Raw genomic sequence first — 24,384 nt, forward strand, 5'->3', positions numbered from 1 at the left:
TAGCCCCCTCAGCTCCACAAAACAAAAAATCCCGAAGGCTCTGGCTTACGGGATTTTTTGTTTCTGCCTGTTAACCTTTGCCAAAAAGCCTTCAAAGGGAGGTCTTTCGCTTTTACCCTAATCAAGCTGCCGGCTTCCACATTTATCCAACATTGAGATTTACCAGCTCCTACCTGAATCGTCACGGCCATTAACCGTATTAGATTTTTCTCAAATAAATAATGTCTATTATACAACGGCAAAGCTCAAAAACAAATCTGTATCTAACGCCTGCAACAAGGTGTATGTTGTAAGAACAATGCATTATAAAACGATAAACAATCACGCTTGTCATGAACGGATTTAAAATCATCTTAGCAATACTGCTGTTTCTATGTTTATTGAAAATGCCCTACGGATATTATCAACTTATCCGTTTCATTTCACTTGTGGGCTTTTTAGTTTTGAGCTACGATGCAAATCAAAAGAAAGACAACTTTTCGAAAGTAGTTTATCTAAGCTTAGCAATACTATTTCAACCATTTTTTAAAATCCCTCTCGGTAGGGAATTGTGGAATATTGTCGATTTAATAGTCGGTGTATTTCTTTTGGGATCTTTGTTCCAGAAAAATAGTTCCCGAACTTGATTAGATATGGTATAGAGGATTGATCAATTGATATCAGTGATTGTATAGTTCATCCCGGTATCTCAAACGTTCATCCAAAATCTGCTTTGGGGAAGCAAATTGTTTTTTGTATTCGTTTTTTCGAATGTAGTTTTGTACAACAATTAGAACTTCACTATTAAACCGTATAAACTTCTCAGGTGACTTTGATTGAGAAGAATGTCCGTTTTTTTTAACAACAGGTTTAGGTTGGGCCATCTTTATAGCAGCTCTATGTCGTGTACGTAGTTGGATCTGCTGTCAGAATATCAAAGCCCCATTTATGCAAGAAAATTGCATCCAATAACAACAATACCCGCGCTTTACAACTCTTACCATAAATAATTACGAACATTATTTAATGCGAGTATATTATCGTCACCCTAGTAAACTAAAGCGTCCCCATATGACAACTATTCTACAAAGCCATTTTCTCAACCTGTATTCAATGGCACTATCAGACACTCAGGTCGACACATCTGAGCTTGAAACACTATACAAGATTGGACAAGAAAAAGGTGTTGACAAATCCGAAATCGACCAAATCATTTTGAATCCTGACAAAGTAAAATTTTCTTTTCCCGATACACTCGACGAAAAAATCATCTATTTATATGATTTTGCCAAAATCATATTGGCAGACGGTATCGTTCACGAAAATGAACGTGCCACCCTTGAATTATTTTGCAGTCGCTTTGGATTTGAAGATGCCAACATCGCTGCTATCACTGACTTCCTAATTGCCTCTGCCAAAAGCAATTTAGTAGCAGACGACCTTTTACAAATTATCACTGAAAATTTAAACTGATATGGACTTTAAAAATTTGCCTAAAGGCCTGTTCAGCCTGAAAAAAATGGAATCCACTGAAAACAAGAAAGACTTCATATCGTCCCCAAATGAAGCGAAACCTCTATCTAGCTCCGATAACATTCTTAGTGAGGACAGTTTGCTTCATAATGAAACCATAACAGTTGAAAGATTTGGATTCAATAGTGCAAAAGCCAATAACGGCTCAACTATTGGCCTTTCAATTTGCTTAAATCGGAATTATCTTGATTTCAAAAAAAAGGTTACTGACGACATTGCAAAGCAAGCGGATTTAAAACAGCCATATCGCCTGAAACTTCACGAACTCAACGCGGAAAATGATGGCATATCAAGAAAAATAGAAAAAATTAAAAGCCAGGAAATACCCAATTTAAAAACAAAGATCGAAAGATCCCGTCTGGACATTGCAGAGATCAGGTCAAATCCAGAACTGTTAACAGGTGACAAAACAGGAAAGGCAAGCTTTTATATAGGTGCAATAATCCTGGTTCTCCTTACGGTTTATCTTTTCGTTTTTTACAGTTCGGCTTCTTATTCATCCTTCTTCAAAGAATTCAAAATTTCCGAAATCAATATTGCGAACACAATATTTGATGCACGAGCGCTTTCAAATGCCTTTAACGATGGATTCACGGAGCTCATCTTAATTATTACTATTCCTGCCGTTTTTCTTGGTTTAGGCTACCTAATTCACAAACACTCTGAAAAAAAAAGCTCCAAAAGCTATTTAATTATTGCTGTCCTGGTTATTGTGACATTCATATTCGATGCGATTATAGCTTATGAAATTTGTGAAAAAATCTATGACATAAACAAGACTAACAGCTTCCAAAATATTCCAGATTACTCTTTAAAATTAGCCTTTAGCTCCGTCAATTTTTGGCTAATCATTTTTGCAGGATTTATGGTCTATTTAATTTGGGGATTTGTATTTGGTTTCACAATCGAGGCTCATGAAAAATTAGACAAAGTTCGAGTGGCAATAAAAACTAAAGAAGAACAAATCAGGGAAATTGACAAAACCATAGATAAACTAAATGGTGAAATCAATACCCTGGAAGAAAAGGAAAGCAAAAACAATGGAGAGATAGATAAACTAAACGAGCTAGTTGAAAACACGACAATAATTCCAAAGGAGTTTGAGCAATACTTATATCACTTTATGCAGGGCTGGTTACACTGGATGGCTGCCAATTTGAAAAATCAACCGCAACAAAAAGAATGCGAAGATGTTCTGAAATTATTTATAACAGCTAACATTAAACAAATTGACTACCAAAATAATTAAAAATGAAAAGACAATTCTTAATAGCATTAATATCATTCACTATTTTTTCTTGTAACAGCACTGACAAGAAAGAGTCCGATGGGCAAGCCAAGGTTGAAGGTAAAAAACAGGAGAAACAATTAAACATTTCTGTCTTATGGGATTTGTCTGACAGAATCAATCCACTTATTCATAAAGAGCAGCCTACTAATGCAGAGAGAGACATTGCTATTATTAAATACTTTGCAGATTTCTTAAAGGGAGATATGGATAAGAAAGGAGCATATATGGCAAAAGGAAAATTAAAGATATTTTTTTCACCAAATCCTTCAGACCAAAATATTAATACTCTGGCGTCAAATTTAGACATTGACTTATCGAAAAAAGATGTAAAAGAAAAGAAACAAGTTTATGACCATATTAGCGCTGATTTTGAAGACGCTAGTAAACAAATCACAGACTTAACTATCAAGACCTCCAAATGGGACGGTTCAGACATCTACAGATTTTTCAAAAATAACGTAGTTGATTATTGTGTATCAAAAGATTCGACCTATAGAAACATTTTGGTTATTCTGACAGACGGTTACCTCTATGACAAAAGCTCAATGGGAAAAGTTGGCAACAAAAGCGAGTATATCCTGCCACAGCTCCTTACATCTTTAGGATTGAGAAACAATGCAAACTTCAAATCTAGTTTTGAAAAAAACGATTGCGGCCTTATTTCTACGCGAAGCGATTTGAACAACCTTGAGATTTTAGTTCTTGAGATAAATTCGGAAGCCGACCATAAAGATGATGAAGATGTTATTAAGCTTTATTTGCAGAAGTGGTTTACAGATATGAAAGTCAAACGCTTTGAAATTTATAATACTGACCTGCCAACCAATACAAGAAAGAGAATAACTGATTTCCTTAATTATTAATAATGACTTTACTCAATTCATTTCCTAAAATACTCTTCCTTTTTGCTTTTCTTTCCTGCACAACTAAGGTAAAGGAAATTGACACCGCAATAACAGGAAAAGTAATTGCAGTAAAGGATGGAGATACCATTGAAGTTCTCTATGATGGACAACCCCTGACTATAAGATTTGCCCATATTGACTGCCCGGAACTTAAGAGGAGACAGCCATTCGGACAGGACGCGAAAAAGTTTACGTCAGAGCATTGCTTTGGGCAAACTGTAACCGTATTGAATGAAGGTGAGTTTGACAGATACAAGCGGCTTATTGGCGTTATTATCAACGAAAGAAATGAAAATATAAATAAAGAATTGGTGAAGGCGGGACTTGCATGGCATTTCAAGAAATACTCCACCGACACATCATATGATAGCCTGGAATTAATTGCAAGACAAAATAAAATTGGCCTTTGGATAGATCCTGATCCGATTTCGCCTTGGGATTGGAGAAAACACTAAGGGGCTTTTTTCTATGCTCCACAAACTGCACAAATAAAAAAGCCGAAACCCTATCAATATAAGTTTCGGCTTTTTTATTTTCTATTTCTACTTTATCACTTTTTCAAACTCGCAATAATTGCCCGAAAACTTTCCAGTCCTGCTTCGAGATTTTCTACAATGTCTTGCGCCAATTCATCGGGATCGGGAAGATTGTCGAGATCCGCCAGGGATTTATCTTTAAGCCAGGTGATGTCGAGGCTGGTTTTATCTCTTGCTATGATTTCGTCGTACGTGAATTTTCTCCAGCGACCTTCGGGATTGGCTTCGCTAAATGTTTCCTTTCTTTTGTGCCTGTTTTTTGGATTGTAGCAGGTGATGAAATCCTGTAGATCTTCCAGCTTAAGCGGATTCTTTTTTAGCGTGTGGTGAATGTTGGTGCGGTAGTCATACACCCAAATCTCTTTTGTCCACGGGTCTTTGCTGGCAGGTTTGCCATCGAAGAAAAGTACATTTGCTTTTACGCCATTGGCATAAAAGATGCCAGTAGGCAAGCGCAGAATGGTGTGAAGCTCTGTTGTTTCCAATAGCTTTTTTCTGATGGTTTCCCCGGCACCGCCTTCGAACAAAACGTTGTCTGGTAATACAACCGCAGCAAGGCCCGTTGTTTTTAGCATGGATTTAATATGCTGTACAAAGTTGAGCTGCTTGTTGCTGGTGGTTACCCAAAAATCCTGGCGATTATAGGTGAGGTCTTCTTTTTCCTGCTCTCCTTCCTCGTTGGTAAAAGTCATGCTGCTTTTTTTACCAAACGGCGGATTGGCGAGTATGTAATCGTACCTCGTTTCAGAAGCAGCAATCAATGAATCGTTGGGCGATATCATTACCTGCTCGCTGTCCATATCTCCAATGTTGTGCAGGAACAAGTTCATCAATGCAAGGCGACGTGTGCCCGCCACAATTTCGTTGCCCGCGAATGTTTTGTATTTCAGAAATTGCTTTTGTTCTTTATCCAGCTCTACATTGTCTGTGAGCCAGTCGTAAGCAGCTAAAAAGAATCCGCCTGTACCGCATGCCGGGTCTGCAATGGTGCGCATTGGCTCCGGACGCAAACACTCCACCATTGCCTTGATGAGCGGCCTTGGTGTGAAGTACTGGCCGGCACCGCTTTTGGTATCCTCTGCATTTTTCTCCAGCAAGCCTTCGTATATATCGCCCTTGTCTTTAACGCCCATCAATACCCATTGCTCTGCGTTGATAAGCGCAATGAGTTTGTACAGCTTTGCCGGATCTGTTATTTTATTCTGGCTCTTGGTAAATATCTGCCCAAGTATGCCCCTCTCCTTCGCCAGCTCACGCAGCACATGGTTGTAATGCACTTCCAGTTCATCACCGCTTTTGTTGGTAATCGTTTCCCAGTTGTAAGCCGCAGGTATGGGCATCTTGCGGCTGTGTGGCGGCTTGCTGTATTCATCTGCCATTTTTAAGAATAGCAGATACGTAAGTTGCTCGAGGTAGTCGCCGTAGCCTACACCATCATCTCGAAGGGTATTGCAGAATGCCCAGACTTTGGAGACGATGGAGGAGGTGGATGTATTGTTGTTGCTCATTGTTTAAAGTAAAAATCAAAAAAATCCCTTGTGTAACCCGCTATTATTAAACCATTTTTATTATGTACTAAGCTCTGTTGCTACTATTAAGCTTCTGTTGCGTCGCACACTTGTACATTTGTAATTCTGTTCAGCGCCTTCTGCTGAAATGTATAGACGTTGCAGCAAATTAAAAATCCCTGTTATCTGTAGGTTCGACATGCGCTTCACTAACATGTCGAACAGCTTGTGTCATTTTATTTACCAGCTTTTTTTGCAGCAATATCAACCCATTTACCAAAATTATTATAACCATCATCATCAACCCAATCGTAAGTTTCGAAACGTTCATAGAAATATTTCTTACTGTCAAGTTGGCTCGAAAATAAGGGCCCAAAAGTATTATTTCCTTTGAGGCTGCTATTGCCATACCTATCCTTTAACTGATGGATGTAAATTCCAATAATACCATTCCCTCTTTTCCAACTTTGTTCCAGTTCGTATTTAATGTAATCTCTGTTACTGGTTTCAGAGCCAATTAATACAACAGTAACTGTTGTTCCAACTAGCTGATTGTCTATCCATTTTTTTATTGCCGAATCTCCACCCTTTTTAACTGATTCAAACTCTGCTGCATCAATGAAACCTGCAGTTTCGCTATCAGGTTTCGTAAGCCAACTATTTCTAACAATGTTTGTTCTCCAAACGTCATTCTCATAATGAAAACTGAAAAACACTCTTCTTGCCATTTTATATTATTTTATAAATTCTAGTATTATATTAATTAATTGGGAGTTTGTTAGTGAAGTGTCGCCTAACTTTTTCAACATTTCAAACTTATTTTTTTCTTGGTAGTATTTATCATAATTATTAATCACTTCATTCCATAGCTCCCTGCTAGCATATCCAGTTGCACCGACAGGCACTAGCAGCAATTTCTTCTGCTCTGAAATTTTAAATTCCTTTTCTAAACCCGGGCTATTAATTAAACTACCGTCTTTTAATTTGTTTCCAAATAAGAATATTGTAATCCCAGCATGTGATATCATATTATCACGATAATTATTTTGGATATCCGGAGAGTTTGATGAAACAGGGAATGGAAACAGTTGAAGTTGATCTGATAAGCGTTCCTTTCGGTTATTATAGATCTCATCAAGCGCTCCGTCTATAACATACTGCCCAACACCCAGACCAAATCCGGAAACAATTTTATATCCATGTTTCAAAAGGGCAATTGACAATTCTCTCCCTAGCTCTGCTCCATTATTTTTGAAACCGTCAAAAGTGTAAGCGCTTCCGGAAATGAACACAGTTTTCATTTTGTATCTCCTCTCTATTTCTAAAAGAATCTTCGTAATATCTTCGTACTCTTTGACAAGAAGCACATGAATATTAAATCTTGCCAAATCTTCAATAATCAACTTTTGCTTAACCCTTCTATACTCAAAATCCTCGTAGCTTTCATTTTTCCATTGCTTTAGTTCTCTAAAAAAACAGTAATGTCTTCGCTGATGATCTTTGTATAAAACTCTTACCCTCGCTAAGATGTATTGCAAATTGGGATCGTTGAAACTATATCCTATAAATAAAAATGTTCTTGCCGTCAAATCCCCAGCTAAAGTGCTTAAAAATGCTGAGTGCGTTTCATAATATGATTCATACTGATCTTTAGTAAGAACAACTTCATGTAGGTGCTCAATATCCCCATGCATTTTATAAACTATAGCATCTCTTTTCGGAATTGTTTTAACGAAATGCTCTTTTGCATATTTAGAGTCCGGCTTTTTATTATTGTCCACAAGTGATTTTTCAATAAGTCGGTCGTAGTTGGTAGTCCAGTATACTGGAATCGGTAAGCGAGCAAGTATGCGATGATTATCGTTAGGAATTTTGTCTTGAGTGAATTCTTCAACTAACTTTTTTGTTATAGAGTATCTATTGCCTTTTTGCTTATTTAAGTAATATTGTGCTAAGCTTATGAGGTCATCTTCCTTTTCAACATCTAAGTCGATTTGATCAGAAAAATCTTTCATCAAGCCCTTCCAATCTACAAATCCTGACGGCGCAGACAAACCTGCACCCGCAAAAATAGCGACGTTATTATCGCCAAGTTCGCTGACAAAATCAGAAATAAAATACTCAATCTCCTTATTATAAAACATAGTTAATGTTGTTTAGGATTTTTTTTCATTTAACCCTATAATTAAATCAATTTCCCCACAAACGCCTTCTTCAATATACTCTGCCTCAAAGCCTCTGCCTGTTGCAAGCTTTCATTAATGCTTTCTTCCATTTTATCAGCAACACTTAAGCGGCTTTCAATTCCTTCAACAATTTTATGTTGTTCCTCAAACGAGCAATAAGGAAGGTTATAATCCTTAATTAGATCAGTATTTAAATTGGGTTGAGCCGCGCCCATATTAATGTTCCGCAACTCTCTAGTCTTACTCTCCCAGAAATAATATAGGTATTGATTACTTCTTTGGTCAAGATCTAAAAATGCAGCAATACCATCATTTATTGTCGCATCAATCATGCAAATCTTTGGGATCCCAAGTGTCGCTCCACTATTTGACAGTAGTAGAGTATTGGGTTTTATTTGCCTGGTTTTGTGTAAACCCGCTTCTTTAATAGTATATTGAAAAGTTGTCAAAAACATCCCCACATTGTTTGTCACATCAGCTACTTTCAAAAAAGGGATATTACCCTGATAATATCTCAAATCACCAGCTGGCCTTGGGGAACCTCCACGCACTACTTTACTAATTTCTGAAATCTTCACCCGCTTCCACCCCTCCGGCAATTCCCCATCCTTCACATTCTCATTTGTCAACCTCCCCTCAAATGCCCATTTCAATACACTTTGCCGATAGGTTTTTAGTTGCTGCTGGGCGGTGCGCAGGTTTTCTATGCCTTTGTCTAACTCACTAAAGAGTTCTTCTATTTTGGAAACAATAGCTTGTTGAGTTTCAATATTTGGAAGAGGAAATTCAAATCGTTTTATAGAGGAAATGCCAACATTTGCTTGAGTAGTTTCAACTATATACTTTCTAATCTCCTCCCAAATCTTTGGAGACAAAGAATATAAATAAACATACTTTGATAATACTAGATCGCGATCAGGTTTAATAACTGCACACGAATATGAGACTAGAAATTCCTTATCAAAATCAATGAGAATGTTTTTCCCAATTGTGCCATATCGAGGGAAAATTATATCTCCTCTTTCAGGCTTTATTTTTCTTGATAGATTTAAATAATCCTCTTCCGAAACATACTTTGCATTTTCAAATGAAATCTTTAAATCGTCTGTAAAATCCTTTGTAGACACATAAGGATATCCAGTTGTTTCTTGCTTCGGCATCTTATGATCGATATCTCCAATTTTCTTACACACATCCCCTAACCTCACCCACTTCCAACCCTCCGGCAATTGTTCGTTATTTCCTTCTTCCTTCATTGTTCAATATTGTTATCCAGCACTATCTGGCTCATAAAAATCTGTTTACTTTTTTTACGCACTCAACGCCTCATTCAGCTCCTGCAAAATAAGTTCATAATCGTTTTTGAAAAGCTGATAGAACTTGCCTAGTCCGCCGTTTTTATTAAACGGATCGAGTTCGAAATCTTCTTTTTCTACGTGGAAGCTGCCGGCCACATAGTCTTTTATCATGCGCAGCCACTGCATTTGTTCTTCGGTAAATTTGGTGGTGGTACCGGCCTGTTTTTTAAATACCCAGGTTTGAAAGTTTTTGTCCACCATTTTATCATAACTCGTCAACGTGTCGTCTATGCCGCATATGTTGCGTATGAGGCTCACGAGTGCAGTGAGTTCGTTTTTGGCGGCACCGCCGGCCTGCTTCAGCTGCTCGTATGCACGCCATACATGCGAGGGCGCCAGTAGCGGCTGCTCGCTCGTGAGTTTGTCGCACAGGTCTTTTATCATCCGGTAGGTGAGTTCACGGCGGCGGTAAGGCTGGCTATAGAAAATCTGCAACGCAGTGATCTCATCTTTATGGCCCTCCATCCATGCTTTAAAATTGCTGATGGTCAATTCAGCAGCAGCATCCTGATCTTTTACCCAGCCCATCTTTGTCACCGCATCTATGTTGATGTGGTCTATTACCTGGTCGTATTTTTTGCGCACATCTACTATGAAGTTGCGCAGCTCAGGATTGTTGAAAACAGCAACTGCTTGTTCAATCAATTTATCGTGCTGCGCTTTCGCTGTTGTATTGATATGATCGGGCGATGTGCCGATGTTCTCGCGGATTACAGCTGTCTGTATATTGTTTATCGTATCGGGATCATAGGCATTCAGCAACTGCTTCACCACATGCCCAATGGATGCCCCACCCGCCTGATCGGCAAAGCTGGCTTTTTCTTTCTCATTAATCTGGCGATCGAGGCGCACAAGTCTGTTAGCAAGTGTGCTCAATATTTCTTCGCTGGTATTACCCATCGCTACGTTTTGCAGCACATCTTTCAGGCTCATGCCTGGCTTTTTTTCAAGCGGGCGGCTATCTGTTTTTTGAGATTGTTCTACACCTATGGCATCAATGATCACAAAATGATCTTTGCTAAACTTTGCAGAAGGCGTGCCTTTGGTTCTTAAATCCTCTAGAGAGCAGGTGCGTGTGCCGCGGCCTTTCATCTGCTCATAGTAGCTGCGGCTCTTTACATCGCGCATGAACACGAGCACTTCCAGCGGGCGAATATCGGTGCCCGTCGCAATCATGTCTACGGTTACGGCTATGCGTGGGTAGTAATCGTTGCGAAACTGACTGAGCACGGTTTTGGGGTCTTCATCGCTGCGGTAAGTGATCTTTTTGCAAAACTTATTTTCTTCGGCAAATTCTTCGCGCACAATTTCTATAATGTCTTCGGCATGCGAATCCGTTTTGGCGAAGATGAGCGTTTTAGGTACTTCAAATTTTCCATCCTTATCCAGGCGATCGGGAAACATGAAAGGCAGGTTGTCGCGTATGGCGCGAACGATCATGCGGATAGTGCTTGGATTCACAATGTCTTTATCCAATTGCTTGCCACTGTATTCAATGTCTTCATCTACCGATTCCCAAAATTTCCTTCGCGTAAGCCGTTCTCGCTTGTCTACTTTTTCGCCGAGTGCAATCGTGCTGCCATCTTTGGTAATTTTTGTTTCTACTGTAAAAACATTGTAAGGAACAAGCACGCCATCTATCACCGCTTTTTCATAACCATAGTCGCTTACAAGATTTTGATTGAAGTAGCCAAACGTCCTGTTGTCGGGCGTTGCAGTGAGGCCCACCTGAAATACGTCAAAGTAATCCAGCACTTGTTTCCACAAATTATAAATGCTGCGGTGGCACTCATCAATTACTATGAAATCAAAAAACTCTGGTGGTATTTTTTCATTGTACACTACGGGCAATGGTTCCCTTGGTTGAAAACCTTCATTGGGATTTTCTTCTTCCGCGCTTTCATCCATCTCAGTACCTTTCAATATGGAATACATGCGCTGGATGGTGGAGATGTACACCTGGTTATCTGCAGGAATGAAACTGCTTTTTAACCGGGTAACGCCGTATAGTTCGGTAAATTTTCTGTTGTCGTCATTGGGCACAAAGGCCATGAATTCCTGCTCGGCCTGTTCACCAAGGTTTTTGGTGTCTACCAGGAAAAGAATGCGTTTTGCTTTGGCATATTTTAATAACCGATACACAAAAGTGATAGCAGTAAAGGTTTTGCCGGAACCCGTTGCCATTTGCACCAATGCCTTTGGATGCGCTTTCTTAAAAGAATCTTCCAGTGTATTGATGGCCGTGATCTGGCAATCTCTTAAATCTCTTTCAACCAAAGCGGGCAAATCGTGCAGCCTTGTTCGCAGCGATTTTTCCTCTTTTGCATATCCGGCAAATGTTTCCGGACGATGGAAACTAAATACAGGTCTTGACCTTGGCTTTGGATCACGATAGTCGGTAAAGCGGGTAAGTTCGCCCGTGCTTTCGTACACAAAAGGTAGCGGGTCGTTTTGTAAATATTTTAGTTTGGCGGTAGCATAGCCTTCACTTTGCTCTTCGTGAATGGTAAGGTGCTCGCCTTCTTCTGCACGTTTGGCTTCTATTATGCCGACGGGCTTTTTATTGACGAAAAGTACATAGTCCGCGGGACCAATATCTGTTTGATATTCTCTGATGGCAATGCCAACGCCGGCACCAAGGTTGATGCTCGTTTTATTTTGAATGATCCAGCCGCTCCGCAGTAGCTCGGCGTCGATCCTGTCTCTGGCAAGTTGCTCGGGGTTTTGATTCAACTGATTAAGGCTTAGCCCACAAAATAAGTGAAATTTTGGAAAATCTGATCTGGGAAGTCCTCATTCTGATATGTCGCGACTTGAGAGTCACATTGAATATCGCTCAGTTTACCAACCAATTGACAACAAACTAAAGTGTCACAAAATCCTGCACCAAAATAAAACTACCGGAGTTATAAGGAATAAATGCAACACCGATCAGCCTTGCATTTTTGTTAAGAAGATTACGCCTGTGGCCATAGCCGGGAACGCCTTCGTCAATGAGTAACGTAATCACTGCATCCAGCGCAGCGTCACCACCGTTATACATATTTTCTGCGCACGGCCCCGGTATTCCGGCCTTCGCCATGCGGCGGCTGAATGTGGTACCATCGGAGGAGCTATGAGAAAATTGCTGATGACGTGCTAAATCAGTCGCGTGATTCTTCGACGTTTGATTTAACGTAGAGATCACTATAAGTGGAGTAACGGGACTTGCTTTGTAAAGTTCATTTTTCAGGGAGCGTACATTCGCACTGTTTGCTTTCCCATTGTTGCTTGCATACGATGCAACATATTTGTCGTAAAATTCGCGTGGATGAACGCGAACTACATTTACCCAATACAACACATCCTGTTCACGGTTGGAAAGTTTTGAAAAAGCAGGCTGCCTTTTCATGTAGTTCATGATTGCGGTATCGCGACCATCAGAATTGCTAATGTTTGCCTGCGCGGCCTGGCACGAAATGACTATAGAACTAAAAATCAACGCCGAAACAATCTTTATAAATTTCACCTTTTGTATCATCTAAAAAGTTTGGGGGAAACAATTTCCAAATCAACTCCCTTCAAACATAGTGCCAGTTCATCAATACCCGTTCCCGAAACCATGATAGCAGCGTACAAAAACTGCTACGCTGCTTTTTATTATTCAAATTATTTCTGAGTTACTTGCTGTTGCCTTTTCCGTCACACAGGTACTGCACGGTTACGTTGCCATAGATAAAAGGCAGTAGTGTAACAAGCCCCTGCAAGTACTGAAAGCCGTCGAAATACACCGGCAATCCGTAGTTGTTATACGTAGCGCTGCTAAATGAATTATTTATACTATAATTCCTGTCAATGAACATCCACATTTTATTGGTTTGCCTGATGCTTATTTTATCATCGTATGGGGCGATCCTGAATGTATCATTATAAGGTTGCAACGGATTTGTCGTGCCGCGGTATTGCCTTGCCTGATAAGCTAAATTGCCGCGTCCATCATACTTATAGGCATAGTGATATGTGTTCGCAAAACTTCCAAATGCCCAAACACTATCGTCACTGGCAACCACCCTGTCATAAGCATCGTAGTTAATTATAGAAACACTCAAAAACTGCGGAGACGGCACCACTGCGCCATCGGGTCCAATGACCGTGAATCCGTACATGGTGTCTCTTATAATCTGGTCCGCCTTATTGAAGTCAAATTTATGCCAGGCCCACACCTGGCCTGGTGTTGTTGGAGTAGCCGTGAAAGAATATAGCACCTGGCTGACGCGATGCTTTTTGTCATAAATAAAAAACGTATTGGGATTACCGGTGCCCAACGGAGTTGCAATAATGCTTTCCAGCTCATTTCGTTTGTTGTAATTAAAAACGTAGTTGGCGGGACCATACTGACCGACAGAGGAGACTGTTTGCACCTGGCAGATATCAGAAACATCTTTGCCATTACCAGGCTTATTGATATAATCAATTAATTTCTGACAACTGGTTAAGAAAGTCGCGAAGGCGAGAGACAGGGCAAACACTGCATTTGCCAGTTTGTTCTTTTTCATAAAAGAGGGTTTATATGGGAGGTTAAAAATTGAACCTGGGTTTAACGGATTGTGAGGGTATAGACATTTTATCACGCGAAAAAGCAATGCACAACGACTCAATCAAATAATCAACTCGTTTATTTGCATGACAATTGACGTAGGAGGAACAATAAATGCGGTTGGCAGAGGTTTGTTTTGTCAATATATTAATTTATCGGGAATAAAGGAAGCAATGGAAACATTTTATTGCCAGAAGTTCTACCAGCGGAAGCGTCATCTGCGTGCTCACTTTTCCCAAAACAACAATGCAAAGCCAAATGCCTCCACTTTATATTCCTTACCGGCAACACTTTTCGCCTCTTTCCTATGGGAAATATCATCGGGAGAGGCTAGTGCGGTATCGACCCATCGCTTCCACTGCACGCCGGGTGGCGGCTCGGGCAGTTCAAACTCAAGGGCTTCTTTATGAGCGTTAAGCATAAAATGCATGGTCAAATTTCCGCTGAGTGATTCTACCGTGAAAGCAACCGAGTGAGAGTTGGGCAACCAGTCAGCTGCATTGAGTTTGATGCCGTGCCAGGAGATAACAGCCTTGCCCAAAAGTTGGTTTAATGTCATGCTATATTCTGGTTTCGACATATCGCGCTCCAAGCGAATAACGATCAGATTTTTTGTAAATCGCAACAGCCCGGCATGCTTGTCAACCAGCGACCAGTCAAACCAACTCAACTCATTATTCTGGCAATAGGCGTTGTTGTTGCCGTTTTGTGTTCTGCGTACTTCATCACCCATCAGTATCATTGGCGTGCCAACGGAGAGCAAAGTGAGTGCAAGAAAATTCTTTACCTGCCGGTTGCGTATAGTTTCAATAGCGGGATCATTTGTTGGGCCTTCTATGCCAAAATTGTAGCTGCAATTGTCATTGCAACCATCCTGGTTGTTTTCCCCGTTAGCTTCGTTGTGTTTCTGATTGTAGGAAACAAGATCATTGAGTGTGAATCCATCATGGCAGGTAACAAAATTGACGCTCTGTTCCGGGTCGCGATTGCGATAACTATAAATATCCGGGCTTCCGATCAGGCGGGTTACGAGTTGCGACAAAGTGTTTTCGTCTCCCCGCATGAATTTTCGAAGATCATCGCGAAAGACCCCGTTCCACTCCTTCCATCTGTCACCCGCAAAACTACCAACCTGGTACAATCCCGCAGCATCCCATGCTTCGGCGATGAGCTTGGTACCGGCTAATTCGGGATCAGAATCGATGTCCCACAACACCGGCGGATTCTCGATGGCTGAGCCTTTTTCATCTCTTGACAAAATAGAAGCCAAGTCAAAGCGAAAACCATCTACATGCATTTCCGAAACCCAAAAACGGAGGCTGTCAATGATCATTCTTCGCACGATCGGTTGATTGGCATTTAGAGTATTGCCTGTGCCGGAAAAGTTGGAGTAATACTGTTTGTCATTTTCTAAAATATAATACACTGAATTATCTATACCCCGGTAACAAAATGAAGGACCATCGTGACTTCCTTCTGCTGTATGGTTGAACACTACATCCAATATCACTTCTATACCCACTTTGTGCAAGGCTTTCACCATGTCGCGAAAATCATTCAACACCTGCATGTGATCTTTGGAAGAACTATAAGCCTGGTGCGGCGCAAAAAATGACACGGGGCTATATCCCCAATAATTGATCATTCCCTCCGGGCTGTCCTGTGCATCGAACTGAAACACGGGCAACAGCTCTACCGCTGTAACTCCCAGCTCTTTGAGATAGGGGATCTTTTCAATAACACCGCCATACGTGCCGCGTTTCGCGGCTTCTATAGTTGAATTAGGGTTGAGTGTAAATCCGGCAGTATGCATTTCATAAATAACGGTTTCTGCAAATGACCGTTCAATAGGCTTGTCATTTTCCCAATCGTACACCGAAAGGTCAGCAACAGCGCTTTTCATCGCCGGTGTACCGAGTTTCCTTTCATCGGCATTTGCACGCCTGTTATATTTTTCCGGCACGGCCACCACATTTGCATAAGGATCGAGTAGTATTGAAGTGGCATCGTACCTGTGTCCGTTTGCAGGCTCATGCGGGCCGTCGATTCTGTATGCGTACAATTGCCCGCTTGTAAGGCCGGGAACATACACATGCCAGTATTGATCGGTTCGATTTTTTTTCGGATCGAGCTTTATTGTCTTGTTTGGTTCGATAGCTTCTACATTATCAAACAGTAATAATTCAACGGCTGTACCATTTTTGCAGAACAAAGAAAAATTCACGCCTCCGGGAACGATCGTCGAACCCAGTGGAAAAGTTTCGCCATATTCGTGGATGTGTTTTTTTGCGACTTGCATTGCAATTGTTGAAGCATTTTTTTATGGAACGAACATTTGTACTGCTATTAAACTTTGGTTGTGTCACTCACTTGTACAGCAGTAATTCTATTGAGCATAGGTTACAATCGGCGACGTCATTGCGAAGCCCGCGGAGCTGACAGACCGAAAGAAAATAAACAAAGCACCACGTTTACGAACGGCTGAAGCAATCTCGATGCGCATCTGAGATTGCTTCGCCCCGTTCACGATATTCCAGCCTTCTCATGTCTGGTGCGACGTCGCAATTTTGCAGGGGCTCGCAATGACGCTGCAACATAAAGCTTTAGGCGTTTAGCTTTACCCGTGCGCGACCTTCCAGATATTCTCACAATAATCTTTTATTGATCTATCGGATGAAAACATGCCCATTCTTGCAACATTAAGAATTGACATTTTCGTCCATACTTTTTGATTGGCGTACGCAGCTGAAACCTTTTCCTGGCACTCTACATAAGCACGAAAATCTTTGAACACCAAAAACGGATCAACGTTGAGCAATGAATCTACGAACGGCTTGAAAACATTGGTATCGCCGTGAGAAAAAACACCCGACTGAATCATGTCAATAACTTGTTTCAGCTCCTGGTCATTATTGTAAATATCATAGGGCCAGTAGCCGTTGGCTTTTGTCTCTGCTACTTCAGCGGCATGCAATCCAAATAGGAAGAAATTTTCCTCGCCCACGCATTCCATTATTTCTATGTTAGCTCCGTCAAACGTACCAATGGTAAGCGCTCCGTTCATTGCAAATTTCATGTTGCCCGTACCGGAAGCTTCTTTGCCCGCAGTAGAAATTTGCTCCGATAAATCTGCCGCTTTATAAACATGCGCACCATTCTTCACGTTGAAATCTGGAAAGAATACCACTTTGATCAGGCCATTTACTTCGGGATCATTGTTAACCGTTTCAGCAACCGAGTTGATCAGTTTAATGATCAGCTTTGCCATAAAATATCCGGGCGCAGCTTTGCCCCCAAAAATGAATGTACGCGGCACAATACCTTCTGCGCGTTTTTGCTTTATACGATTGTACAAATGTGCAATGTATAGCACGTTTAAATGTTGACGCTTATATTCATGAATGCGTTTCACTTGTATATCAAACAATGAATCGGGATTTACTTTGGTACCAACAACGGTCTGTATCAAGTCTGCGAGATCAGTCTTGTTTTGCCTCTTTACATCGTGCCATGCTTGCTGAAAGGAAGCATCATTAGCATATTGTTCCAGCTTTATAAGATCTGTTTCAAGATGATTTACCCAACCTTCACCAATATGCGTTGTAACAAGTGAAGCCAGTCGTGGATTATACAGTTTTATCCATCGCCTTGGCGTTACTCCGTTTGTAACATTGAAGAAAATCTCAGGCTCCAGTTCATAAAAATCATGCAGCACATCCTGCTTCAATAATTTTGTGTGCAAGGCCGAAACACCATTGATAGCGTGACTGCCAATCGTTGCCAGGTGCGCCATACGAACTGATTTATTGCCACGTTCATCAATGATCGACATGCGTTTTACTCTATCTTCATCCCCGGGATATTTATCTCTAATAGTTAAAAGAAAGCGACTATTGATTTCATAAATAATTTCCAGCGGCCTTGGTAACACATGGGCAAACAAAGGCAGCGACCATTTCTCAAGCGCTTCAGGCAACAAGGTATGATTGGTATACGCGAAAGTTCTTTTAGTCATGTCCCATGCCTTGTCCCAGCTCACCTGGTGCTCATCGATCAGTAAGCGCATCAACTCGGCAATTGCAATAGAGGGATGTGTATCGTTTAACTGAAACGTCATCGACTCGGGAAATTCTTCTATGCTGAGCCCACGCAAATTGAGTATGTGAAATGCATTCTGCAAAGAACATGAAACGAAAAAATATTGTTGGGATAGTCTCAGCCTTTTACCTTCATCAGACACATCATTCGGGTATAGCACTTTGGAAATATTTTCGGAAAACACTTTTTCATGCACAGCGCCATAGTAATCACCTTTGTCGAATGCATGAAAATCGAAAGACTCCACAGCTTCCGACTTCCATAAACGAAGTATGCCGGTCACGCCGTTTTTATAACCCGGCACAGGTGTGTCATATGCAATGCCTTTGATCTCAGATTCAGCCATCCATTTTACCCTGTAATTACCCTTATCATCCGTATAACTTTCAGTATGGCCGCCGAGTTTTACAGTGTAGTTAAGTTCGGGTTTTACAATCTCCCAGGGGTTACCATTGCGCAGCCATTTGTCGGTAACTTCTACTTGCCAACCATCGCGTATAGTTTGATCGAAGATGCCAAATTCATATCGTATGCCATAACCAACTGACGGCACCTGCAGAGTAGCAAGCGAATCCAGATAGCATGCAGCCAACCGCCCCAAACCGCCATTACCAAGACCGGGCTCTTCCTCCTGTTCCAATACGTCATTCAGGTTAATGCCTAGTTGCTCGACCGCTTTTTTTGTTTCATTTTCTATACCCAGGTTAATAAGTGCATTGCCGAGATGCGGCCCCATCAAAAACTCTGCAGAAAGATAACCGACGATCTTTAATTTTTTGTTCTGCATTTTCTCGGTATAGCTCACGAAGTTGCGCATCATTCGTTCGCGTGCCGCATAGGCCGTGGCCATGTACCAGTCGTGCAACGTGGCGATGCGTGGAGATTTTCCCAGGTTAAAACAAAGATGCTCAAGTATGGAATCTTTTATTTCCTCAACCTTGTTTATGCTTTCATTTTGTACCAGCGTATTAGTCATTGCATTAGTTGTTAGTTGATAGTTATTTAGTTGTTAGATCTGGTTCCGGCAAATACCGGTTATATAAACAAGCGAGTTGCAGTAAAGTTGTTGATAATGGATATTATGTAGCCGTTGGCTGGTGGCGGTAAGCCGTATTTCCAACTGTGTAATTTGGTGGTAATTGCTTAACTCCAAAGGACGCCAGGAGTTGTTTGCAATTACTGGCGGATCACCGCGCAAAAGGAACAAACAGAACATTTTCTATTTGCTTACTTTACAGCGTTTGTTGCCTCCACTTTTGCAGTAAATCCTATCCATTCTTCGCGGTAAAACCAGCGCCTGCAACCGATTACGAACAGCCCATTAACCAGCAACCTCCTACATATTAGAATAAAATAAGTTAATAAAGTATCACTGTTTCCCCGTTAAACTTTCTTTTAAAACTTTCTTGTAATACAGACACTTGGCAAGAAAACTTGTCAGAAAAACATATATAAGTGATAAAAAAGTATTCTAACTTATGACAAATTGCAAACTATTTTTACCAAAACAACTTGCCGTTATGACAAAATTGACCAAGCTAGTACTAGTCTTGTTCTTTGCGTTTGCCCTATGCCATATTTCGTGGGCGCAAAGCAGAACAATTTCTGGTACAGTAAGTGACAACAATGGTAACCCGCTCTTTCGCGCTACGGTTGCCGTGAAAAACTCCAAAGCAGTAACGCTCACAGATGCCGATGGAAAGTTCTCCCTCAAAGTTCCGGATGGCGCCACTACACTCGTAGTAAGTAACGTGGGCACTTCTACAAAAGAAGTTCCAATTGGCACCAACTCCGTTTTCGCAGTTGTGCTGCAATCTTCCAGAACACAGTTGAGTGACATTGTAGTGATAGGCTATGGTACCTCCAAAAGAGCAAACCTTACAACTGCCCAACAATCAATTAATGCAAAGGCGATTGAAAAAACGGTGAACACCACTGTTGAACAAGCTTTGCAGGGCCGTGCAGCCGGTGTGTATGTTACACAAAACTCGGGTCAGCCGGGCGGCGGCATGTCGGTTAATATCCGTGGTATCAGTACGCTTAACGGCACTACTCAGCCACTGTATGTTATTGATGATGTACAGATCAAGGGGGCTGATGTTGGTTCTGGTAACGCAACTTCATCCAATCCTTTGTCAGGCTTAAACCCTGCAGACATTGAGGATATACAAATATTGGAAGGTCCGTCTGCAACGGCCATTTACGGTTCGCAAGGAACAAATGGCGTGGTACTAATCACCACTAAACGAGGTAAGTCCGGTGATTTCAAGGTAAACTACGGCTATCAATACAGTTTGCAAACACCTCCGGATCATCTTCCTGTAATGAACCTGTCGCAATATGCAAGCATGGTAAAACAATACCACGCTATTGCAGGCGGTACCACTCCGGGTGAGTTTTTAGACTCTTCTTTGCTTGGTGCGGGCACCGACTGGCAGGCAGAATTGTTCAACAACGCGGCCATGAACAAGCACCAGCTTAGCCTTAGCGGTGGAAGCAACGCAACTACCTACTACCTTTCCGGCGAATATCTGGATCAGGATGGTATTGCGGCCGGCTCTGGTTTTAAAAGATATGGCACAAGATTAAACGTTGACAGCAAGCCGAAAAAATGGCTGGCCCTGGGTGCTAATATCAACTTTAATCAAACCAATGAAAACCTTACTACCACTAACTATGGCGATGCACAAAGCCCACTCATTGCAAACGCTTTAAGACTGACACCTCAAATTCCCGTTACGAATTTCGACGGATCATGGGGCGGAAGCGATCCTGTAAACGGAGCCAATCAATATGCACCAATCAACCCGATCGCACTGGCAAACCTCATCACGAATACAAATATGAAGAGGCAGTTCATGGGCGGCTTTAATGTTAGCATTATGCCGGTAAAAGGTCTTACCATTAAAAGTACTTTGAGTAGCAGTTTTGGTAATGGTCTTTCTACTTATTACACACCTACTTATAATATTGACCAATGGCACTACAACACTGTTGCGTCTTTAACTACGGGTACCTATTCCAGTTACTATTGGAACTGGAACCAGTGGATCGAATATGCAAAACAAATAGGCAAGCACAACTTTACAGTGATGGCGAGCCACGAGGCACAGGAATCAAAGTACCAGGCGTTAACCGCCGGAAGAACAGGATTTCTTACCAATGACATTTTTGATATAAATGCAGGCGACCCACTTACTGCAACCAACAGCGGCGGTACTTATCCAAGCGGCATGGAATCTTATCTCGGAAGGGTTACCTACAACTACGATAACCGCTACCTTGTAGCTGCTGCCTACAGAAAAGACGGATCACCAAATTTTGGCCCGGACAAAAGATGGGGGGCGTTCCCTTCTTTATCTGTAGCATGGAGAATAAGCCAGGAAAAATTCTATGACGTTTCATGGATGAACGAATTGAAGCTTAGATATGAAACTGGTTTAAATGGTAACCAGGGCAACAAATCTGGCGTATACGCACCATTGGCTACCGGTGCCACTCGATGGGGAACAGGTTTTCTTCCATCCACATTTACCAACCCGGCTTTGCAATGGGAAGAAACCGGGAGCTATAACTTGGGCCTTAATGCAAGTTTCCTGCACAGCAGATTTAACATTGAAGGAAACTACTACGAGAGAAACATCAGCAATCTTTTGATGAAAGCAAGCGTGCCGGATTATATGGGAACAAATAGCAGCCCCGGATCTTTAAACGCACCCCAGGTTAATACCGGATCAATGCAAACGAAAGGTTGGGATATCACCATCAACGCAGCCATCATCGATCATAAAGATTTTAAATGGGACGCGAACCTGAATATTTCACATTACAAAAGCATCGTAACATCTTTGAACAACAGCCAGACTTTTCTTGAAAGAACTTCATGGTGGATGAACAACTGGACGCAACGTTCAACGCTTGGTTCAGAGCCATGGTTGTTCAGAGGATATAAAGAAGACGGCTTGTTCCAGTCTGTGGCAGACATCAACAAAAGCCCAAGACCGGTTGATAACAGCGGCAACAAAATTCCGGCAGATCCAAACACAGGCTTGTGGGTAGGTGATGTAAAATATAAAGACCTTAATGGCGATGGCAAAATTACTGTAGATGATATGACCGACATTGGTAACCCATGGCCAAAACTTAGCGGTGGTCTTACCAATACTTTCAGCTACAAAGGGTTTGAACTAAGTATGTTGATCATTGGCTCTTATGGCAACCAGGTATACAACTTCATAGCTGCACAAGCGAGCAATCCAAACAATATCAACCTTAGCAGAAACTTGCTGACCAAAGCCATGGAATACGCGAAGATTGATGGCAAGGACCCAGGCAATCCTAAGCTCATCAACCCGGGCACAGATGTTCCGCGCATTACCAACAACCAGATAGCAAGCGACAACAACTATGCAAAGATTACTGACAGATTTTTGGAAGATGGTTCGTACCTGCGCTTGAAAAACATTTCACTTACTTATGACTTTCCTGCAAAATGGCTGGGCTACGCGAAAGTGGTTAAAGGATTACGTGTAACAGTAGGAACGCAAAATCTATTAACGATCACTCATTATAAAGGATACGATCCGGAAGTTGGCTCTTATGTAGGCACAGGCTCATCAACGGACAACCAGGCAATTGGTATCGACTTTGGTCGCTACCCATTAACAAGAATGTATAATGCAGCAGTAAGTGTTAACTTCTAAACTACTTGTAAAATGAAAAACATCAGATATAAAAATTATTTCGCCACATTGATACTTGCTGTTGCAGCATTATCAAGTTGCAAGAAAAGCTTTCTCGATATGCCACCGGAAGACGCAGTGGTAGATGCGAATTTCTATAAAACGGACGACCAGGTAAAAGCCGCGACCAGCTTACTTTACAGTGAAGTATGGTTTGACTATAATGACAAGGCCATGTACAACCTTGGCGACTTCAGAGGAGGTTCTGCTTTCTCTGCATGGAACGACAGAGGCAACGTAATGTTTAACACAACTGGCGACAATGGCGAGAACGGAGCTTCATGGCGTGCGTTCTTTAACGTGGTTGCACAGTCTAACATGGCAATCTACAATATCAACAAATATGCAGGTCCGGAGGTAACAGCTTCAACAAAAAAGATTTCGATAGCAGAAGCAAGATTTATGCGCTCTTTGGCTTATCGCTACCTTGTGATGAACTGGGGCGCCGTGCCAATTATCACTAACAACGTTGAGCAACTTTTTGATACTTCCATTGCCCGCAATACTGTATCAAGTGTTTGGCGCTTTATTACCAGTGAAATGCGTGCTGCAGCAGCAGATCTTCCAGAAGCCGCGGCACAGCAGGGAAGACTGACCAAATGGTCCGCAGAAGGTATGCTTGCCCGTTTCTATTTAACCAGGGCAGGCGTGGAAAGCAGCGGCGGTACCAGGAAACAGCAGTTTTTAGATAGCGCCAAATACTATGCAAATGATGTAATTACACGCAGTGGATATAAACTACTTGACAGCTACGAACAGCTTTTCAAATATCCATACAATAACAACACCGAATCTTTGTTTGAATTACAGTGGGTATTTTCAGGAACATCAGCATGGGGAACGGCTAACAGTATGCCGGAATATTTAGCTTACAGCCCGGACATTTCATTTGGCGGATGGGGCGGCGATAAAGGCGCAACATGGTGGATGCTCAGCCAGTACGATGGATTTGTTGCTCAGGGAACTGACACATTAAAAGGAAGAACCGTAGATCAACGCTTACATGCTACGTTCATGCTACCCGGTTTTTACTACCCGGAAATAACCAAGGTAACGGACAAAACAAAATTGATATTTCCATTTAGCGGAACAGACAACAACTTCCTGTCTGTTAAAAAATATGTGATCGGATCACCGCTGGATCTTGCGGGCATTGCATCTCAGCAACACTACCCTAACGATACGTATATGATGCGCCTGGCAGAAATGTACCTGATATATACAGAAGCAACTATTGGTAATGCTGCTTCCACATCCGACGCGACCGCTGTAGCATACTTTAACGCAGTTCATCAAAGAGCAGGTTTACCAGCCTATGAAGTAGGCGGCCAGAACGGTAGCGGACCTCTTACACTTGATAAGGTTTTTTCAGAAAGATTTAAAGAGTTTGCTATGGAAGGCATGGCATGGTACGACTTTGTGAGCCTGCACTACTGGAACCCGCAAAAAGCATATAACATGCTGAACGCGCAAGACAGAGGCTTGTTCTTTGCAAAACCAGATCAAATGCCTAACCCAACTTTATGGACGTTCAATAAAACATCATGGTTTACCGAAAGAAAGGTTGTTGCAAATGATGGAAACTTCCTGCTTCCAATTCCAAATACTGAATTAAGCAAGGCTCCTAATTTATCAAAACCACCAGTTGATTATAAGCTTTAGTTAGTTCCGT

The 24,384-nt window shown here is 41.6% G+C and carries 16 protein-coding genes; 7 read left to right on the forward strand and 9 right to left on the reverse strand.

Annotated features, from left to right (window positions below):
• Window positions 1-332: 332 nt before the first annotated feature.
• From QJ048_RS23500 to QJ048_RS19605, 5 genes are all read left to right on the forward strand, one after another.
• Entirely contained in the window at window positions 333-626 is a 294-nt protein-coding gene (locus QJ048_RS23500) for a DUF6804 family protein (RefSeq protein ID WP_425607795.1), read from the forward strand.
• A 424-nt stretch (window positions 627-1,050) separates the two neighbouring features.
• A complete protein-coding gene (locus QJ048_RS19590) occupies window positions 1,051-1,452 on the forward strand; it encodes a hypothetical protein (RefSeq protein WP_282336120.1) in 402 nt (133 codons plus the stop codon).
• A gap of 1 nt (window position 1,453) precedes the next feature.
• Complete coding sequence (locus QJ048_RS19595; RefSeq protein ID WP_282336121.1) at window positions 1,454-2,761, forward strand: hypothetical protein; 1,308 nt, start codon at window positions 1,454-1,456, stop codon at window positions 2,759-2,761.
• A 2-nt stretch (window positions 2,762-2,763) separates the two neighbouring features.
• Window positions 2,764-3,666: a hypothetical protein gene (locus QJ048_RS19600; RefSeq protein ID WP_282336122.1), complete on the forward strand. Its 903-nt coding sequence runs from the start codon at window positions 2,764-2,766 to the stop codon at window positions 3,664-3,666.
• 2 nt (window positions 3,667-3,668) lie between these two features.
• Window positions 3,669-4,163 (forward strand): thermonuclease family protein, encoded by a 495-nt coding sequence (locus tag QJ048_RS19605; protein ID WP_282336123.1) that lies wholly within the window; start codon window positions 3,669-3,671, stop codon window positions 4,161-4,163.
• Window positions 4,164-4,258: 95 nt separating this feature from the next.
• Here QJ048_RS19605 and QJ048_RS19610 read toward each other — a convergent pair whose 3' ends face one another.
• From QJ048_RS19610 to QJ048_RS19650, 9 genes are all read right to left on the reverse strand, one after another.
• The gene (locus QJ048_RS19610) at window positions 4,259-5,752 is read right to left on the reverse strand and encodes a class I SAM-dependent DNA methyltransferase (protein ID WP_282336124.1); all 1,494 of its coding nucleotides are present in this window, start codon (window positions 5,750-5,752) and stop codon (window positions 4,259-4,261) included.
• A gap of 236 nt (window positions 5,753-5,988) precedes the next feature.
• On the reverse strand, window positions 5,989-6,480 hold the full coding sequence (locus QJ048_RS19615; protein WP_282336125.1) for a TIR domain-containing protein: 492 nt from the start codon (window positions 6,478-6,480) through the stop codon (window positions 5,989-5,991).
• A 6-nt stretch (window positions 6,481-6,486) separates the two neighbouring features.
• Window positions 6,487-7,896, reverse strand: coding sequence for an SIR2 family protein (locus tag QJ048_RS19620; protein WP_282336126.1), 1,410 nt, complete (start codon window positions 7,894-7,896; stop codon window positions 6,487-6,489).
• Window positions 7,897-7,937: 41 nt separating this feature from the next.
• Entirely contained in the window at window positions 7,938-9,194 is a 1,257-nt protein-coding gene (locus QJ048_RS19625; RefSeq protein ID WP_282336127.1) for a restriction endonuclease subunit S, read from the reverse strand.
• A gap of 54 nt (window positions 9,195-9,248) precedes the next feature.
• Window positions 9,249-12,029 carry a type I restriction endonuclease subunit R gene (locus QJ048_RS19630; protein ID WP_282336128.1) on the reverse strand — a complete coding sequence of 927 codons (2,781 nt, stop codon included), beginning with the start codon at window positions 12,027-12,029 and terminating at the stop codon, window positions 9,249-9,251.
• A 130-nt stretch (window positions 12,030-12,159) separates the two neighbouring features.
• A complete protein-coding gene (locus QJ048_RS19635) occupies window positions 12,160-12,816 on the reverse strand; it encodes a CAP domain-containing protein (protein WP_282336129.1) in 657 nt (218 codons plus the stop codon).
• A 139-nt stretch (window positions 12,817-12,955) separates the two neighbouring features.
• Window positions 12,956-13,831 carry a hypothetical protein gene (locus QJ048_RS19640; RefSeq protein WP_282336130.1) on the reverse strand — a complete coding sequence of 292 codons (876 nt, stop codon included), beginning with the start codon at window positions 13,829-13,831 and terminating at the stop codon, window positions 12,956-12,958.
• 267 nt (window positions 13,832-14,098) lie between these two features.
• Window positions 14,099-16,171 carry a glycogen debranching protein GlgX gene (gene glgX, locus QJ048_RS19645; RefSeq protein WP_282336131.1) on the reverse strand — a complete coding sequence of 691 codons (2,073 nt, stop codon included), beginning with the start codon at window positions 16,169-16,171 and terminating at the stop codon, window positions 14,099-14,101.
• Window positions 16,172-16,489: 318 nt separating this feature from the next.
• Window positions 16,490-18,946: a glycogen/starch/alpha-glucan phosphorylase gene (locus QJ048_RS19650; RefSeq protein ID WP_282336132.1), complete on the reverse strand. Its 2,457-nt coding sequence runs from the start codon at window positions 18,944-18,946 to the stop codon at window positions 16,490-16,492.
• A gap of 544 nt (window positions 18,947-19,490) precedes the next feature.
• Here QJ048_RS19650 and QJ048_RS19655 point away from each other — a divergent pair.
• Together QJ048_RS19655 and QJ048_RS19660 are read left to right on the forward strand one after the other, a co-directional pair.
• Entirely contained in the window at window positions 19,491-22,673 is a 3,183-nt protein-coding gene (locus QJ048_RS19655; RefSeq protein WP_282336135.1) for a SusC/RagA family TonB-linked outer membrane protein, read from the forward strand.
• A 12-nt stretch (window positions 22,674-22,685) separates the two neighbouring features.
• A complete protein-coding gene (locus tag QJ048_RS19660) occupies window positions 22,686-24,374 on the forward strand; it encodes a RagB/SusD family nutrient uptake outer membrane protein (protein WP_282336137.1) in 1,689 nt (562 codons plus the stop codon).
• The last annotated feature ends 10 nt before the right edge of the window (window positions 24,375-24,384 follow it).

This window comes from Pinibacter soli (genome assembly GCF_029961145.1).
GTDB lineage: Bacteria > Bacteroidota > Bacteroidia > Chitinophagales > Chitinophagaceae > Pinibacter > Pinibacter soli.